The sequence below is a fragment of the Microbulbifer mixtoriginis (SeqCode) genome, assembly GCF_052467515.1.
In genome coordinates, this window is record NZ_CP174314.1 from 3,396,253 (window position 1) to 3,412,469 (window position 16,217).

A 16,217-nucleotide genomic window follows, 5' to 3' on the forward strand; every position below is an offset into this window, starting at 1 on the left:
CCGAAGTATTCTAACGGTTTAAAGCCACTCCCTAGCTAAAGCAACCACAGTTTTTACCCGCGCCGGTAACGCCTTGTGGCGACGTGTAATTAGAAATAAAGTCTCAGTGATAGAGTTCGCCAAGCGATGAGGCTTAATTTGCGTAAAATTATGAAAGGCATTGACTGCATGAGCGGGTAATACCGTAAAACCCAAGCCCATACTGACCGGTTCCAAGATCAGGCCAATTTGGTTACAAAATCCCTTGAGTTTAAACATATCTACATGCTGGAATTCTGAGAAATTTGCCCCCAGTAACAAGCCCGCTTGATGAGCACCATCAGGGTGACCGATATAACCCAACTCTAGCAGCACCCTCCAACTCAACTTCTTGACTGACGCAGGGGTCACAAGCAGTAATTCTTCACTGCCTACTGGCTGACTCGCTATCTCCGCTATTGTTGACGGATTAGTTACAAACCCAATGTCTGCCTTATATCCAAGTATGGATTCTTCCACAGCCTGATTAGGAGCAAAACGATAGTCTATGGTCAGTTTCGGGTATTCTCTTTGCAGGTCCAGTAATTTTGGATAGAGCTTTAGACCCACACTACCTGGGGATTGAATACTCACTTGTCCCTCATAAGCTGGATCTTCGCCAAGTCGTTGACCCAGTGTAGAGAGGGATTCGACGATATCTTGAGCCTCTAGGTATAGCTTTTCGCCTGCCTCGGTCAGGGTGAATTGTTTCCCCTGCCGATGAATCAGCGCCAACCCAAGGAAGTCTTCCAGGCGGCGTAAGTGTTGACTAACGCCAGATTGGGTCATATGCAGGTGCTGCGCCGTTTTGGTAAAGCCATCCTGCTCCACCAAAGTACAGAAACTACGCAGCCACACAGGATTAATCATTACAAAATTTACTCAAAAAAATCACAAATCATAATTATACGTAATGATCTGGGCACAGTAACTTATGCGAAAGTAATTGTTGGAGAGTGACTAATGAAGAGTGTTTATCCGAGAAACTTTTCTCATATCGGTATTTCAGTGCCAGATTTGGAAGCTGCCGTTAAGTTCTACACAGAGGTCATGGGCTGGTACCTGATTATGCCACCAACGGAAATCAGTGAAGATCACAGCGCCATTGGTGAGATGTGTACCGATGTCTTTGGAGCCAAGTGGGGTAGTTTCCGCATCGCTCACCTTTCCACCGGCGATCGTATCGGTGTGGAGCTATTCCAGTTTCCCAACCAGGAAAACCCCAAGGATAATTTCGAATACTGGAAAACCGGTGTATTCCACTTCTGTGTTCAGGACCCGAACCTGGAAGAACTGGCAGAGAAAATTGTCGCAGCTGGGGGCAAAAAACGTATGCCAAAACCCAGATATTACTATCCAGGAGAAAAGCCATATCGCATGATTTATATGGAAGATCCGTTTGGCAATATTCTGGAAATATACAGCCACAGTTACGAACTGATTTATAGTAGCGGTGCCTACAACTGATTCTAAAGTGAACCGGCACCGGTACTTCCGGTGCCATAATCAGCATTTGGTTGATCGCTGGCAGTTTGTATTTCTAGTGCAAGACTTTATTGTCTGAGAGGAAATCGGCAATCACCTTGCCTAGAACCGAGTGTTGATCCTCGTCTAAATGAATACCATCCCGTTCACTGACTTTGACCCACCTATTTGCATCCAGAAATAAGGTCCCCAGATCGTTAGAGACTTTTTCCAGCTCCTGCGGGAAACCTTCACAGCGTTTTTTCGCACCAGCAAATTTATAGCCAATAATGCCGCAAGGATTGTTGATCGTTAAGGGAGCAACAATTAGAACCTTAGGTACTGGCATACCAGGCTCGATAGGTGCACTGCGAATTACGGAGACTAGCTTAGCCACCCCCTGGGCAGACATACTGGCTTTATTATCGTGAGTATCCTGGAAATCATTGGTGCCCAACATTAGGATTACACAATGCAATGGGGAATGCATTTCAATCACCTGTGCCAATCCCTCAACACCCCGCCGGCCCTCACGAAATGGATCGTCCCAAACGGTCTTGCGACCATTCAGGCAATTTTCAATCACTCGTACATTATGCTTATTTTCGTTTAAGTGGAACTCCATAACTCCAGGCCAACGCTGGGCAAATGTCATGCGCTGTCGCGTATCCGGAATGATGCCCCAGGAAACACTATCGGAATAAACCAGAATATTATCCATCTTGCCGACCTCCTTCCTTATATTTGGGGAACTCACTTACAAAGAGATTCCCGAACTTTATGGACAAAGGGGCCAACTCCTTAGGAAATTTAAGCCCAAGCTAAAATTAAACTCTAGTATGGCACCGCCAAATGCGCTATTCCCCGCAAAGTTAGACGTGAAATAATCAACGAACTGACACCACAAACAGCAATAGCTGCCGTTAACGGCAAAGGCGTGCCATCAAAAACCAGACTGGTTAAAACAATAGCCAATGCTCCGAGCAACATTTGTAAAGCGCCACCCAGGGCTGCGGCAGTACCAGCAATGGGGCCATGTTCTTCAAGAGATAACACCATGGAAGTGGGAATAACCAGCCCAAGGAATATATTACAGGTCAACAACATTGCCACCAGTAATAAAAATTGATCATTACCCCAAAACACAACCATACACATCACCAGAGAGCTGATGGCAAAACCAGCAGTAGCCCACTTCACCACCGCCACTGAACCAAAACGGGCCCCCAGGTTTGCAGCAAACTGACTAGAGATAAAGAAACCCAGCGCATTTAAGGCAAAAGCAAGGCTGAACTCCGTTGGTGTCAGCCCATAAAAATCGGTGTACAGGAAAGAGGCCGTGGCAAGGAAAGAAAAAAAGCTGGCGATACCCAAACCACCGATGCTAGTCAGACCCACATACACAGGGTCGCGCAGCAATGTCGAGAAAGCGCCAAGCATGGCATTTAAACGAAATGGTACACGGTGATGATGATGTAAGGTCTCCGGCAAGCTGGTTACTGCCAGCAATAAGCTGGCCAGGGTCAGCAGAGCAATCAGTAAAAATACACTGCGCCACCCAAAAGGGACTATCAAGGTACTGCCTATCAGCGGGGCGAGCATCGGCGATATAGAAATAACCAACATCACCGTAGTCATTAAGCGAGTGGCCTGGGTACCAGTGTAATAATCTCGAATCACAGCCCTGGGGATCGACATCACCGAAGCGGCACCAATGCCCTGTAAAAACCTTAGAGCGATCAGCGCCTCTATTGAGGGCGCCAGAGCACAACCAATAGAAGCCAAGGTAAAAAGAACCAATCCAAAATACAGCGGTGGCTTTCTACCAAACATGTCCGAAGCGGGGCCATAAAATAGTTGGCATACCCCAAAAGCAACAAAGTAAGATATCAGGGTGTACTGAGCAGCCTCTATAGGGGCTCCCAAATCCTGGGCGATATCCGGTAGGGCCGGCAGATACATATCAATAGCAACAGGCCCAACACAGCTCAATAAGCCTAGAATGAGTGCCATCTTAATAAAATTCAACTTCATAGAATGTCCAATAAATCAGGCTCGGAAATACAAAAAAATCGAAATGTCGCTATCAGGAAATAACCTGATGCTTCCAGAGTAAATTCTCTTATTTCATTCAAGCTAGCGCTCTTGCAGTACAGAATACCTGCCTAGGTATAAGAAATGCGAACACAAACGTTTACAGCCCAAAAGTCGGCTCAACCTCGCAATCTTTTTACTCCCCAATTCCCACAGTTATTCAGTGGCAACTAAAAGCTCTATCGCCCAGAAGTACTGACCATTTCCTAAAAGCCTATACCGACTGGATAGTCGGACATTAAGATTAGCCAAGGCAAAATTTTGGATGGCAATGATCTAGGAGGATAGCGTTCAAGACGCTGGGGGTTAGGTAAAAATAGATGAAATTATGCGTCCGCTCCCCTATTGACCCTGTTTAGCCCTCCTGATGATGGGGTAGAAATATGTTCGAATCCTATATCTCACTAGCCAGACTGCAGTTTCCTATCGGTGGTTTTATCCGTTCACAGAGAAATCAGAAATTGTGGCACTAGAAAAACGCCGCAGGAATCACTCTGTACCCAGTTGGTCATTAGCGGCTGCAAAAGCCGAACGTTTGCCCCTGCGCTCTCGCCACCGCTTTGCCCCACAAATTCCTTTGCGCACTCGGCCGGCACTCAACCGGCGGCAGCAAAAAACCCCTTTGTTTATTGCCCACACGCCCTGCTGGGTAATCACAATGTATCCAGAGGGCGAAACTGTAAATCGGTTACTGGGAACCCTAAAATCTCAGCGCCTTCGTGCCAGCCAAGTCGCTGGCGTTGAAGGGCGCAATGGTATACCCAAGCTTGAGGACGATGAGGTTCTCTGTAACGCCATCACGCGTTGGCGTCACTTGTGTGAGCTGAAAAGTTCTGAGATTGGTTGTTATCTGGCTCACCTTCGCGCTATTCGTCAGGCTTATCAGGCTGGTCTACAAAGGGTATGTATCCTTGAGGATGACGTTCAAGTGGAAGGTGACTTTGCCAGAGTATTGGCGGAGCTGGAGCGATTGCCCCCAGAAGTGGAAATGATCCGTTTGATGGGCCTGAAAGTACGCAAGCGCAAGATCATCCGATCCCTCAATGATGGTGTGCACAAGCTAGTTCGCCCAGAGCGGGGTTGGTGCGGGGCCCAGGGTTATTTGATCAATCGCTGTGGAATGGAAAAGGTTCTGAGGTATGCCAGGCGGATTTTCGAGCCTATCGATAAGGTCTTTGATCACTTTTGGCAGTTTGATCTGAAGCTTTATGGTATCGAGCCCCATCTACTATGGGAAACCGAACACATTTCCAGTATCGAAAAATCTAACGTCCACAAGGCCAAGGTGGCCCGTTGGCTGTATTGGCTACACCCTTTTGGCAAGCTGTGGCGCAGTATTGAAAGACATAGCTACCTATATCGTTTTAAAGGCGATTTTTACCCAGCAGAGAAACCAAAGAAACGCCCAGGGCGCACTGCCCGAATGAAACTCTAATTCAAGAGATAACCAGGGCGCCTCTGAATAATTCCGTGATGCCTCTGGGTTTCAGAGCCGTTCTCTATCAAAAAGTGGCTTTGCACAAATATCTAAGACCTTTCAAGAGAGCACAACGCATAGTGTGAACACTCCACAAGGCCCGCATAGATCTTATGGAATTATTCAGTGGCTCCCTAGATATCCCAATAGCGCTGCATTTTTAAAAACATGAAAGAGGCCGTCCAGGTAATCATGACCAACCCCGTTAAAGCCTCTAAGCCAGCAGTGAAGCGTAGATGCCCCAAAGGCTCAATATCGCCAAAGCCAAGGGAGGTATAAGTGGTAAATGAGAAATACGCACAATCAAGCAGGCTGCCGTTGAAATTACCTTCTAGTGTGCCGAAGTAAGGCGAATTCACCATAAAGTAATAGCCATAGGCAAAGAGCCAGATTTCCGCTACGTGAGCCAAAAGGGCACCAAACACCCCCAGCACTATGGCAAAGTTGTGCCGCACCGGTAGCCAGCGCCCCAGGTGCACCAAAGCATTGAGGACTTCATGATGAATCAGCACCACAATAGCAACAATGATGCTGTTCACCGCAAATGCAAAAGCCAATTCAGCGTCGATCATGGAAAAACTCGCGCACCAGCCTCCCGGCCTCTTCAGCCATCACACCAGACTCCACAGAAATTTTGTGATTGAAGAAACCAGCTTCACCAAGCTTCAGCTGGCTTTCCACCACGCCGGCACGTGGCTCTTTGGCACCAAAAACCAAACGACCAACACGCGCATGCATCAAGGTTCCAAAACACATAGTGCAGGGCTCGATGGTGACGTAAAGCGTGGTATTTGGCAGGCGGTAGTTTTGCTCTGCCTCCGCCGCGTGACGCAATGCGACAATTTCCGCATGAGCGCTGGGGTCACAGTTACCAATAGGGCGATTACTGCCCTCGCCAATGATTTTACCTTCCCGCACCAATACGGCCCCAACCGGTACCTCTCCCCGCTCTGCGGCAAGCTCGGCTAATTCCAGGGCTCTGCGCATAAACGCATAGTCTTTAGGTGTCGCCATAACTCTTTCTTAGACCTCTACTACAGGGAGTACCAACGCATACACAAAGTATTTCGCTGTCATTTCTACTAGATTATTTTCTCTTGATGAAACGACGAACAATAAAATCCGCCTCGAGAACCAGGCTTTCCTGCCCTTCAAGCTCCGCGCGAGCCTCTCGATTGCCCTTCCAGGCAAAAGGCGTCATCGCGAGAAAATCTGCAATCGCTTCGTGCCCGCGCAATTCAAAAGGAAAACAGCAGCGTAAATCGACCTCGGGATACAGCCCCTCAATCAATTTTGGGGCTGGGTGTTTACGAGGCTCCCGGTAGAGGTGTCCCTTCAAACTCCACAAGTGATCCGGACCGGGAGAAACATCCAGCAAATGCCCCCCCTCCTTTATTACCCTAAGCATCTCAGTATCCGGTGCAGGCGCAAAAATACGTAAGAGGTGATCCACGCTATTTGAAGCCACTGGCAGGTTGGTATTGCTGGATACAACAAACTGAGCACCACTGTCGGCTTTAGCCGCCATACGGACACCTGACTTGGAAATATCTACCCCGGCCAACGCATGGCCGTGCCATCCGGCAGACTCCAACTGGCGTAAATAGTAACCTTCGCCACAACCGATATCCAAAAGCCGGCGCCCAGACTGGTAGGGCAGCAGCGCGGTAATCGTGTCCACTAGTGGGCGATAATAGCCCGCCTTGAGAAAGCGGCGACGGGCATGCAGCATTTCTGTGGAATCTCCCGGGTCCTTGCGCCGCTTGCGATAGACGGGTAACAAATTAACGTAACCCTCCCGCGCGCGATCAAAACTGTGCCGGTTACTGCAGTGCCAGGTATCTTTACCCAGCGTCAATGGCGTTGCGCAGAGGGGACATTGCCAAATCATTCAACTTCCTGAACTTGTGTATTCTTCATCATTGAGGGAGGGGTGCGCTGTAAAATAAGATCCGCTGCCTTCTCCGCAATTGCGATCACCGGTGCATTGGTATTACCGCTGACCAGGGCCGGCATTATGGAGGCGTCCACAACCCTCAGTCCATCTACTCCATGTACTTTTAACTCCGCGTCGACTACTGCGAGATCATCATTGCCCATTTTACAAGTGCCCACCGGGTGATAAATTGTCTCGGCATGCTGACGAATATAGTGTTTGATGGAAGCCTTGCTGCTGAGCTTATGCTCCGGCAGCCAGAGGCGCTTCTGGTAGCGTTGTAAATCTTCCTGGTGGATGATGTCCCGAGCCATTTCGAATGACTCCAGCATCACCTGCATATCTTCGGGCTCGCTAAGATAATTGGGTTGGATACTCGGCAGGGCCTTGGGATCCTCTGTATTGAGAGTTATTTCACCCCGGCTTTTGGGACGCAATGCACATGCATGCAAGGTGTAGCCATACCCCGACTGTTTATTGAAACCGTGTTCAAAGGATGGCACTGCCGTGAAGTGGAATTGTATGTCCGGGCGGCCGTTGGCCAAGGTTGAACTCGCGAATCCCCCCGCTTCGGCAACATTACTGGTCAATGGGCCCCGATTCAGGAAGAACCATTCAGGCGCACGCATGGCGTGCTTCACTCTCGCCCACAAGTCATTCGAAAAAGTGATTGGGTCTGAGGTCTCCACCACTTGAGAGATATCGAGGTGGTCCTGGAGGTTTTTACCCACCCCTGGCAGGTGGTTCTGCGGCAGAATATCAAACTTACGCAGCTCCTCTTGTGGGCCAATGCCTGAGAGTAATAGTAAGTGCGGGGTCTGTATTGCGCCTGCGCAGAGTAATACCTCCTTATTGGCCAATATTTTTTTACCATTGAGCAATTCCACCCCCACAGCCCTGTCACCTCTCAATATCAGCCGAGCAACTGGACTACGCGTGAGTACTCGTAAATTGGGGCGCTTTTTTATCGGATGTAAATAGGCTGCAGCAGCAGAGCACCGCCGACCTCTGCGCTGTGTTACCTGGTAAAAGCCCACTCCATTCTGCTGGCTGCCATTAAAATCACTGTTTGCCCGGTGTCCAGCAGACTGAGCTGCGCGCAGGAAAGCCTGCCCAGACTCAGTTTTCCATTTCAGATCACTTACCGTGAGCGGTCCATAGCCACTATGGTGCGCATCACTGCCACGCTCATTGCCCTCCGAGAGAAGAAAGTAAGGCAATAAACTACGCCATCCCCAGCCTGCATTACCTGCGGCTTCCCAGGCATCATAGTCTTCACTTTGACCACGGATATAAACCATCGCATTAATCGCGCTACTGCCACCGAGGGTGCGGCCTCTCGGCCAGAACAATCGACGCTTGTTCAGGCTTTGCTGTGGTTCCGTGTAATGGTGGAGGTTATAGTCTGTGCCTGACATCAACATCCCGATACCCAGGGGCATGGATATCAACGGACTGCGATCCGGGGGCCCTGCCTCGAGCAGGCAAACACGATGCTGCTCATCAGCACTCAGCCGGTTGGCCAATACACAGCCGGCAGAGCCGGCACCTACGATCACATAATCAAACACCATTTGAGTGGACATGGGACCTCAGCACCTTTGCAGCTGGATTTTCCTCGACGGTACACTCAACCTCGTCAAAATTACAGAGATGAAGGGACGCAAAGATGAGGGATTGCGAATTTAGTGACAATAAAGTCCTACGCAGCTGGCACAATAATGCCGGCGAGTGGGTGAAGGTGGTGGACCGGGGAGCAATACCCAGCCGCAGGCTGATCACCGACCAGGCAATTTTTGAGTCTGTCCTTGCGCATAATCCCTCCAGCGTGCTGGATATTGGCTGTGGTGAAGGATGGCTATCCCGCCGCCTGGCAGCAGAGGGCATGGATGTCTGGGGGATTGATGGCGTGGACGAGTTAATTAATGAAGCCAAGCGCCGAGGGCAAGAACGGCAACAATTCCGTACCGTTTGTTATGAAGAGCTAGATCCGCAGGCATTTGAGCGTAAATTTGATTTGATTGTATGCAACTTCTCTCTGATTGGGGAGGAAGCCACCAATGCCATTTTTCACAGGGCTTGCTCCCTGCTCAACCCACAAGGTTATCTACTCCTCCAAACTTTACATCCCCTACTCTCCTGTGGCGATGAAAAGTACCTGGATGGATGGCGACCGGGTTCCTGGCAAGGTATAGACGGTGATTTTCAGGAGGCAGCGCCCTGGTATTTCCGTACGCTATCAAGCTGGACCCAATTATTCATCGAACATGGATTGATGCTCACCACCCTGCAAGAACCCCTCAACCCAACCACAGGAAAACCTGCCTCATTAATCCTGGCAGGACAAGTTTGCCCTTAACCCCTAAAGCAGTTACTGGCGCCAGTTTTTGAATGCCCGGTTATCAGCGTAGTCGCTTTTAGCGACACTTTCGCGCTCAAGTCTACTGAAAACCCACAAGCTCCTCTCAAATACGGCGCTCAAAGCAAGACCGTTTTTTCATCAACCATGGCGCACCAATATCAAAAAAATAATAAAAAAACATTGGCGCTCACCTGATCACAGCTAGGACTGCTTGGACAAAAATGGAAAAGGGTCCAATCCATGCGGCTTTCAGGGATGTTTCCGACAATTTGCGACTGTCCAGTAAGTGAAGTAGCAGAAGCCGCCTATTTTCTATGGGAAAACGCTTCGAGGTGGGTATCCCATAATAAATTCAACGACCGCTTGCGGCCTTCCGAAATGAGATGCAACACCTGGGGTAGATAGAATGGCACTCTGCAGTTTCAGAATCAGACCGGGCAAATCCTTACCCAAAACAGTTGGATTACTGCTTTTTCCCACCTGTTGTATCTGCTCTGCGGACGAACTTTTTATCCCCGATTCACAACAAGCCCTAAATATACAATCCGTGAACCTGTTTTTCTCCGACAGTGCCTTCGCCATGGACAATGCTGCACTATTCCAAGCCGCAGATTATCTCCGCAGTAATTCCATGAATAGTACGCAACGCCGCCTCAACTACCAGTGGCTACAAATGCATACCTACCCCAGTGAGTTTCGACCAACCACTGGCGGTAAGGCACTATTCAAAATTGTTAAGATTGGTTTAGATACCTACAAGCAGCGCAACAAGAGCACGGTGCAAAAAAGTCTTCTGCGTTACACCACCAACCGGGGCAAGATAGGCAACTCGGTAGATTATGGCATCAACCTTTCTGACGACAAATTCAAGATTTCTTTCGAGTACGAATTTTAGACCTGGCAGACGACTTGCCCTTGCCCTCCCCTAGTTTTGTTAGAATCTCCGCCAATCGATTTTGGCGGAGATAGCCGTGAGCAGCTCAAGTACCCCTTCTTCATTTCCCGAACTTCCAATCGCCAGCGTCGGCCGGCGCTTGGCGGCCCTGATGTACGACCTGTTAATCCTGATGGGACTGATGATGGTGTACGGCTTTATAGCCCTGCCAGTGGCCTCGGTATTTGGTGGGTTAAGCTGTCAGCCAGCAGCTATGGATTACAGCCCGTGTGTCGGCGGACCAATTTATCAACTGGGCGCTCTAGCGGTGATCGCCGGCTACTTCTTCTGGTCCTGGCGGGTAGCCGGACAAACTGTGGGAATGCGCGCGTGGCGCTTGATCGTGGCGAATCCAGATGGGGTACAGCTTACTTGGCGCCAATGTATCCTGCGAGCCATTGTCGCCCCTCTCTCTATCGCCTGCCTGGGCCTCGGCTACTTTTCCGCCTGGGCCCGCTCCGACAAGGCTACTTGGCACGACTTGATTTCAGAGTCTCAAGTGCGCCTTTTACCCAAAAAGAAGAAAAAAGGGTAACTGCCAACAAATTAAGCTCAAGGGGCCCTATCGGGCCCGCTTGAGTAATAGCCAGCCCGCACCAAAACAAAGAAGAACCGGTAGCAGTACAGCCAGCAGTGGTGGAAAACCAAAAACCAATGAAGAGGGGCCGAGTATCCCCTGCACAGTTTGGAAGATGATCCCCACCATAATCCCGGTAAAAACTCTCAACCCCGTGGTTACTTCACGCAGTGGGCCAAAGATGAAAGAAATTGCCACCATAACCAAACTGGCTATGGTCAGTGGTTGTAATATTTTCTTCCAAAACTCCAGCCAGTAGCGGCCGGAATCTTCCCCCTTACGATCCAGGTAAGTACCGTAATCCCAGAGGTTGCGCGGGGAAAGATCCGAGGGCAGCGGCACGATCAGGGCAAACAACTCCGGCGAGACCTCCGCTTTCCATACACTGGTTGGCAGGTCTTTACTCTGCGTATCTTCCCCCAGGAACTGGGTGCTACGGCTGTTCTTAAGCAGCCACTGCTCATTCTGAAACTGCCCCCGTTCAGAGAACTCCACCCATTGCAGCTCCCGGTTATCGGCAAAGTGATAACGGGTTACGCCATAGAGTTCACCATCTGGCAGGGCAGCATTAAAGTGCACAAATTCGCCGCTATCTTTTAGCCACAAACCGCTTTCGAGGCCACTTGCTTCGAGCTCACCCAGGGCGCGTGCTTTGTTGTTCTCGGCGATTACATTGGTCTTGGGAATCACAAACTCCGCCAGGGCCAAACCGATAAAAATCAACAGAATGATTGGTTTCATTACCGCCCAGGCAATACGGCCGATAGAGACACCAGCCGCGCGCATAACGGTCAGTTCACTGGTGCCGGCCAGTGTCCCCAGCCCCACCATACATCCCACGAGGGCGGAGAAACCCAACTGCTCATAAATACGCCCCGGCAATCTCCACATGACATATTGTATTGCCTGGCTAAAGCCGTAATCGCGCTTGAGGTCTCCCAGTTGGTCGATAATGGCGGAAATAATATCCAGGCCGAGAATAATCAATAGCACCACGAAAACCGCTAGGGCGATGGTGCGGCCAATATACATATCCAGCTTATACATCGGCCGACTCCTTAACACCTTCCGGCAATGGTTTGGGTTTAGGGCGCCAATTTCTCGCCGCCAGAAGCAATAACCCAATTAGTAGGAAGGGCGGGTGTACCAACCATATCACCGCGGGGTTGGCGAACTTGCCATCCTCTACAGCTCCGCGAACCCCCTGCAGAACCACCAGGTAAATGAGGTATAGGAGTATCGCGGGGAACATCTTAATAAAGCGTCCCTGGCGGGGATTAGTACGCGATAGCGGTACTGCCAGCACCGCAACCACCAGCACCAACACCGGCAAACTCAAGCGCCAGTAGAGGTAGGCCGTCTCCCTGGGGTTGTCACTGCCAATCAACTGCGTAGTAGGGGCCGACTCAATTTGGTCGCGCCAACGACTGCGCAACCGTGGTGGTTCCATTAGTACCTCGTAGCTGGAAAACGACATCTGCCTGTATTCCCGCTCACCCGGCACGCCCTCATAACGGTAGCCATCGCGCAGTACCAGGTAGCGCAGCCCTGTCTCGGGATCGATTTGCTGGACCCCTTCTTTGGCGCGAGTAACCACCTGGCGATTCGCCTCAGTCTCAGCTTCCGTGGCCCTCAACTCGGCGAGGAACACTCCCAGCATGGTGGACTTATCCTCACTCAGGGCCTCTGCGTAATACACTGCCTGGCCGCCACTGGTGGATATAAATTTCTTCGGTATCAGGTGATCAAACTCATTGCGGGATTTTTCCGCGTTGAGCATCAGGTTGGAACGCTCGGCACCAGCGGGGGTGAGGTACAAACTCATTGAAGCCACAAACAAGGCCACTGCCAGAGCCGGTGCCAGGGTGTAAAACAGCAAACGCCATTCGCTGAAACCACAGGCGTGCAGCACTGTCATTTCGCTCTCTATATAGAGGCGCCCATAGGCCAAAAGAATCCCGACGAATAACCCTAATGGCAATATCAATTCCAGGAATCCCGGTAAGCGGTAGGCCATTAAGGAGAAAAGGATATTAGCCGAAAGGTCCCCTGCGGCGGCTTCCGCAAGGTATTTCACAAATCGGCCACTCATCACCATTAATAGCAAAACTGCGCTGACCGCCAGCGTGGCAAACAGCAGCTCGCGGCAGAGATAGCGGAAAATAATCACAGGGCGAACGAATTCCTTGGTGACAGCGGTGTGATGAATTGGACTTCAGTCGAACAAGTTGCCCACTAGGTACAGCAATCCATAGACGAGCAGGTTAAACTTGTGCGACGCATTATCACTAAAAATTCTTGCTATGTCTCGGTTCAGAGCTATGCAATCTATTGTCAGATTTTAAGGAAAGCGAAAAATGCAGTTCTCCGCAAAGGTCTCGGATATCTCCAAACAGCGCGCAGCCTGTTCCGTTATTTCAGCTGATGCTAAAAATGGCTTAAGCCCCAGCGGTAAAAACCTCGATCAACTCGCAAAAGGAACTATTGGCAAAATTCTCAAGCGTGGTGATCTGGGCGTAAAACCCGGCAGCACCCAGTTAATCGACCTGCTGGACGGACCCAGTGAGCGAGTGCTGGTCGTTCGCACCGGCAAGGGAGACATCAGCCAGGCAGAGTTCCGCAAGCTGGCCAGCGCCAGTGCCGCAGTGGTGAAAAAGTTCAAAGACGCTACCAGCTACCTGTGCGAGCTCGAAGTAAAAGGGGCTGATAAAGCCTGGCAAGCCCAGCAGATTGCGCTGGCCACAGGTCTGGCCACCTACCGCTTCACCCAGTGCCTCACTGATGCCAAACCCTACCCTCTCACCAAGTTCACCCTGCATGCCATTGATCGCAAGCAGCTAAAAACCATCCAAAAAGGGATGGAGATTGGTGCCGGCCAAGCACTGGGAAGCAATGTAGCACGGGAACTGGGTGATCTGCCTGGCAATATCTGTACACCCAACTATCTGGCAGCTCAGGCCCGCACACTGGCCAAAAAACACACAAAGCTCTCCACAACTGTGCTCGACGAGAAAAAAATGAAAGCGCTTGGTATGGGCGCACTTCTCAGCGTAGCAAAAGGCAGTGACCAGCCCCCAGCCCTGATCGCCATGAACTACAAGGGTGGCAAAACCAGCGAAAAACCCATTGTGCTGGTGGGCAAAGGCATTACCTTCGATAGCGGTGGTATCAGCATCAAGCCCGGCCAGGCTATGGATGAAATGAAATACGATATGGGCGGTGCGGCCAGTGTTTTCGGTGTGATGAACGCCCTGGTGGAGCTGCAACCATCTATCAATGTGGTGGGCCTGGTCGCCGCCGCAGAAAATATGCCCAGCGGCCGCGCCAGCAAGCCCGGTGATATCGTCACCTCCATGTCCGGAAAGACAATCGAGATTCTGAACACCGACGCCGAAGGCCGCCTGGTACTTTGCGACGCACTCACCTATGCCAGCAAGTACAAGCCGCGCGCGGTCATCGATATCGCCACTCTCACCGGTGCCTGTGTAATCGCTCTCGGCCACCACGCCACTGGCCTCTATGCCAATAACGAAGAACTCGCCCAAGACCTGCTCAAGGCCGGCGAAACCAGCGGCGACCGCGCCTGGCAAATGCCTCTTTGGGATGAGTACCAGCCCGCCCTGGACTCCAACTTTGCCGATATGCAAAACATCGGCGGCCGCGATGCCGGCTCTGTAACCGCCGCCTGTTTCTTGTCCCGCTTTGCCGAAGAGTACACTTGGGCACATATGGACATCGCCGGTAGCGCGTGGAAATCCGGTGCCGCCAAAGGGGCCACCGGTCGTCCGGTACCGCTTCTGGTGGAATACCTGCTGGGAAAATAACTGGCAAAAGCGCACAATAGCCGCCCCCGAGCGGCAGCCGTAACGGCCCCTCGCGGGCCGTTGTCGTCTCTGTACAAATAAAAGCCAGCATGACCCGTATCGACTTTTACATCCTCTCCTCCGATCAGCCCCAGCAAGCGGATATCTTCGCCTGTCGCCTGGCGGAAAAGGCCTATCGCAACGGTCTTCGGGTTCTGCTTGCCGTGGATAATCAGGAACGTGCCGAGCAACTCAACCAACTGTTGTGGACCTTCCGTGAAGACAGTTTCCTGCCCCATGCCAACCAAGCGAATGGCGAGCAGGCAGCCATCGAAATCAACTGCGGTGAAGATCCGCAGGCACACCACGGCCTACTGATCAACCTGTGCAGCAAAGTCCCCAACTGGTTCAGCCGCTTCGAACGTCTCGCCGAGATCGTCGTTCAAGAAGCCAATGCCCTGCAACGCTCACGATCGCGATTTGGTCACTTCCGCGATCGCGGATATCCGTTACAATCCCATAAGATCAACCAGAGCATGTAATCACTAACTACCGCCATGTCCGGTCGAAAGAACAAGCACAAGCAGCGCGGACAACCACGCAAACCTTCCAGCGAGCTGCTCGATGAGCTGAACTCACTGCACGACCTACTCAACAGTGACGATCTCAATGAAATCCCACTGCTCAACCAGGTAGCGGGCCAAGTAACGGGGAAGGATGAGCCAAAAACCCTAACCGCTGCACCTCCTACAGAGCCTCCATTGTTATCCACCGAGCCTGAAGCCCCTTCCCCTTCCCCAATGGATGACACCTTGGGAGAGGAACTGCTGCAGCAGGAGGACCTGCCCATATTGTTTTCCCCTATCGAGGAGACACTGGGTGAAGAACATAAAGTGCAGTTGGCCGAATCAGATCTAGCCCTATTGCGCCCCTTACAAAACCTGCCCGGCAAAACAACGGCAGAGCCCCAAGTGCAGGCTTCCCAGGAAGCGTCAGACCATGACCATGACCATGACCATGACCATGACCATGACCATGACCATGACCATGACCATGACCATGATGACCAGCCTGGCAATAACGCTCAATCGAATAGTGAGGGGACTGACATGGATCGTACAACCGTAACGGATGCAGCCGCGGAAGCTCCCGTACCGGCACCCGACAACCCCTTCTTACCAGCCCATATTCGCTCGCGGCTTACCGGGGGGCGTATTCCATCCCATGAAAGGCAGCCACAAACCAAACCCGAGGCCATAGAAACCGCCAGCGCGGGTACCCGTACCCAAGCATTGGTAATGGCCCAGGCGATTGCAGAAAAGGAGGGGCCAGTAGAAAAATTGGAGCCCTCAGAGAAAGAGCGCCAGCGCAACGATTTGATTGAAGAATTGGTAGCCCAACAGCTTCCTCAACTGGAAAAACAGTTGCGTGCCCAGATAGAAAAAGTGGTCGACGAGCTAGAGATCTGGGACTGAGTGCGATTTAGCCCCACAGCTGCCTTTTGCCCACCCTACCCCCGGCGGTATAATTGCCGCCTTTTCCGCGCAGCCCG

The 16,217-nt window shown here is 51.2% G+C and carries 17 protein-coding genes; 8 read left to right on the forward strand and 9 right to left on the reverse strand.

Going from position 1 to position 16,217, the window contains the following annotated elements; genetic code table 11:
• Positions 1–18: 18 nt before the first annotated feature.
• A complete protein-coding gene (locus tag ACJJIT_RS14710; protein ID WP_444898872.1) occupies positions 19–888 on the reverse strand; it encodes a LysR family transcriptional regulator in 870 nt (289 codons plus the stop codon).
• Positions 889–981: 93 nt separating this feature from the next.
• On the opposite strand from ACJJIT_RS14710, the gene ACJJIT_RS14715 reads away from it, so the two are divergent.
• Positions 982–1,485, forward strand: a complete 504-nt coding sequence (locus tag ACJJIT_RS14715; RefSeq protein WP_252084890.1) for a lactoylglutathione lyase family protein — start codon at positions 982–984, stop codon at positions 1,483–1,485.
• Between the two features lie 73 nt (positions 1,486–1,558).
• On the opposite strand, the gene ACJJIT_RS14720 is transcribed toward ACJJIT_RS14715, so the two are convergent.
• Both ACJJIT_RS14720 and ACJJIT_RS14725 read right to left on the reverse strand, forming a co-directional pair.
• Positions 1,559–2,203, reverse strand: coding sequence for an SGNH/GDSL hydrolase family protein (locus tag ACJJIT_RS14720; protein WP_252084889.1), 645 nt, complete (start codon positions 2,201–2,203; stop codon positions 1,559–1,561).
• A 113-nt stretch (positions 2,204–2,316) separates the two neighbouring features.
• Positions 2,317–3,516, reverse strand: a complete 1,200-nt coding sequence (locus ACJJIT_RS14725; RefSeq protein ID WP_444898873.1) for a multidrug effflux MFS transporter — start codon at positions 3,514–3,516, stop codon at positions 2,317–2,319.
• A gap of 523 nt (positions 3,517–4,039) precedes the next feature.
• Here ACJJIT_RS14725 and ACJJIT_RS14730 point away from each other — a divergent pair.
• Entirely contained in the window at positions 4,040–5,011 is a 972-nt protein-coding gene (locus ACJJIT_RS14730) for a glycosyltransferase family 25 protein (RefSeq protein WP_444888256.1), read from the forward strand.
• Positions 5,012–5,187: 176 nt separating this feature from the next.
• Here the strand turns inward: ACJJIT_RS14730 and ACJJIT_RS14735 are convergent, their stop codons facing one another.
• The 4 genes from ACJJIT_RS14735 to ACJJIT_RS14750 form a co-directional block, all read right to left on the reverse strand.
• A complete protein-coding gene (locus ACJJIT_RS14735) occupies positions 5,188–5,625 on the reverse strand; it encodes a potassium channel family protein (protein WP_252084886.1) in 438 nt (145 codons plus the stop codon).
• Entirely contained in the window at positions 5,612–6,067 is a 456-nt protein-coding gene (gene tadA / locus ACJJIT_RS14740) for a tRNA adenosine(34) deaminase TadA (RefSeq protein ID WP_252084885.1), read from the reverse strand. The genes ACJJIT_RS14735 and tadA overlap by 14 nt, the downstream gene beginning before the upstream one ends.
• A 73-nt stretch (positions 6,068–6,140) precedes the next feature.
• Complete coding sequence (locus ACJJIT_RS14745) at positions 6,141–6,944, reverse strand: putative RNA methyltransferase (RefSeq protein ID WP_444885808.1); 804 nt, start codon at positions 6,942–6,944, stop codon at positions 6,141–6,143.
• Positions 6,941–8,575, reverse strand: a complete 1,635-nt coding sequence (locus ACJJIT_RS14750; RefSeq protein ID WP_444891055.1) for a GMC family oxidoreductase — start codon at positions 8,573–8,575, stop codon at positions 6,941–6,943. Before ACJJIT_RS14750 ends, ACJJIT_RS14745 begins: the two co-directional genes overlap by 4 nt.
• An 83-nt stretch (positions 8,576–8,658) precedes the next feature.
• Here ACJJIT_RS14750 and ACJJIT_RS14755 point away from each other — a divergent pair, with 83 nt between their 5' ends.
• The 3 genes from ACJJIT_RS14755 (at position 8,659) to ACJJIT_RS14765 (ending at position 10,820) form a co-directional block, all read left to right on the forward strand.
• Complete coding sequence (locus ACJJIT_RS14755; protein WP_444898874.1) at positions 8,659–9,348, forward strand: class I SAM-dependent methyltransferase; 690 nt, start codon at positions 8,659–8,661, stop codon at positions 9,346–9,348.
• A 409-nt stretch (positions 9,349–9,757) separates the two neighbouring features.
• Positions 9,758–10,246, forward strand: coding sequence for a hypothetical protein (locus tag ACJJIT_RS14760; RefSeq protein WP_444885811.1), 489 nt, complete (start codon positions 9,758–9,760; stop codon positions 10,244–10,246).
• A gap of 76 nt (positions 10,247–10,322) precedes the next feature.
• Positions 10,323–10,820 carry an RDD family protein gene (locus tag ACJJIT_RS14765; RefSeq protein WP_444885812.1) on the forward strand — a complete coding sequence of 166 codons (498 nt, stop codon included), beginning with the start codon at positions 10,323–10,325 and terminating at the stop codon, positions 10,818–10,820.
• A 27-nt stretch (positions 10,821–10,847) separates the two neighbouring features.
• On the opposite strand, the gene lptG is transcribed toward ACJJIT_RS14765, so the two are convergent.
• Both lptG and lptF read right to left on the reverse strand, forming a co-directional pair.
• Positions 10,848–11,909 (reverse strand): LPS export ABC transporter permease LptG, encoded by a 1,062-nt coding sequence (gene lptG, locus ACJJIT_RS14770; protein WP_444885813.1) that lies wholly within the window; start codon positions 11,907–11,909, stop codon positions 10,848–10,850.
• Positions 11,902–13,032 (reverse strand): LPS export ABC transporter permease LptF, encoded by a 1,131-nt coding sequence (lptF, locus tag ACJJIT_RS14775; protein WP_444898875.1) that lies wholly within the window; start codon positions 13,030–13,032, stop codon positions 11,902–11,904. The genes lptG and lptF overlap by 8 nt, the downstream gene beginning before the upstream one ends.
• A 187-nt stretch (positions 13,033–13,219) precedes the next feature.
• On the opposite strand from lptF, the gene ACJJIT_RS14780 reads away from it, so the two are divergent.
• The 3 genes from ACJJIT_RS14780 (at position 13,220) to ACJJIT_RS14790 (ending at position 16,140) form a co-directional block, all read left to right on the forward strand.
• Positions 13,220–14,686: a leucyl aminopeptidase gene (locus tag ACJJIT_RS14780; RefSeq protein WP_444885815.1), complete on the forward strand. Its 1,467-nt coding sequence runs from the start codon at positions 13,220–13,222 to the stop codon at positions 14,684–14,686.
• A gap of 89 nt (positions 14,687–14,775) precedes the next feature.
• The gene (locus ACJJIT_RS14785) at positions 14,776–15,207 is read left to right on the forward strand and encodes a DNA polymerase III subunit chi (RefSeq protein WP_252084876.1); all 432 of its coding nucleotides are present in this window, start codon (positions 14,776–14,778) and stop codon (positions 15,205–15,207) included.
• Positions 15,208–15,222: 15 nt separating this feature from the next.
• Positions 15,223–16,140: a hypothetical protein gene (locus ACJJIT_RS14790; RefSeq protein WP_444898876.1), complete on the forward strand. Its 918-nt coding sequence runs from the start codon at positions 15,223–15,225 to the stop codon at positions 16,138–16,140.
• Positions 16,141–16,217: the final 77 nt, after the last annotated feature.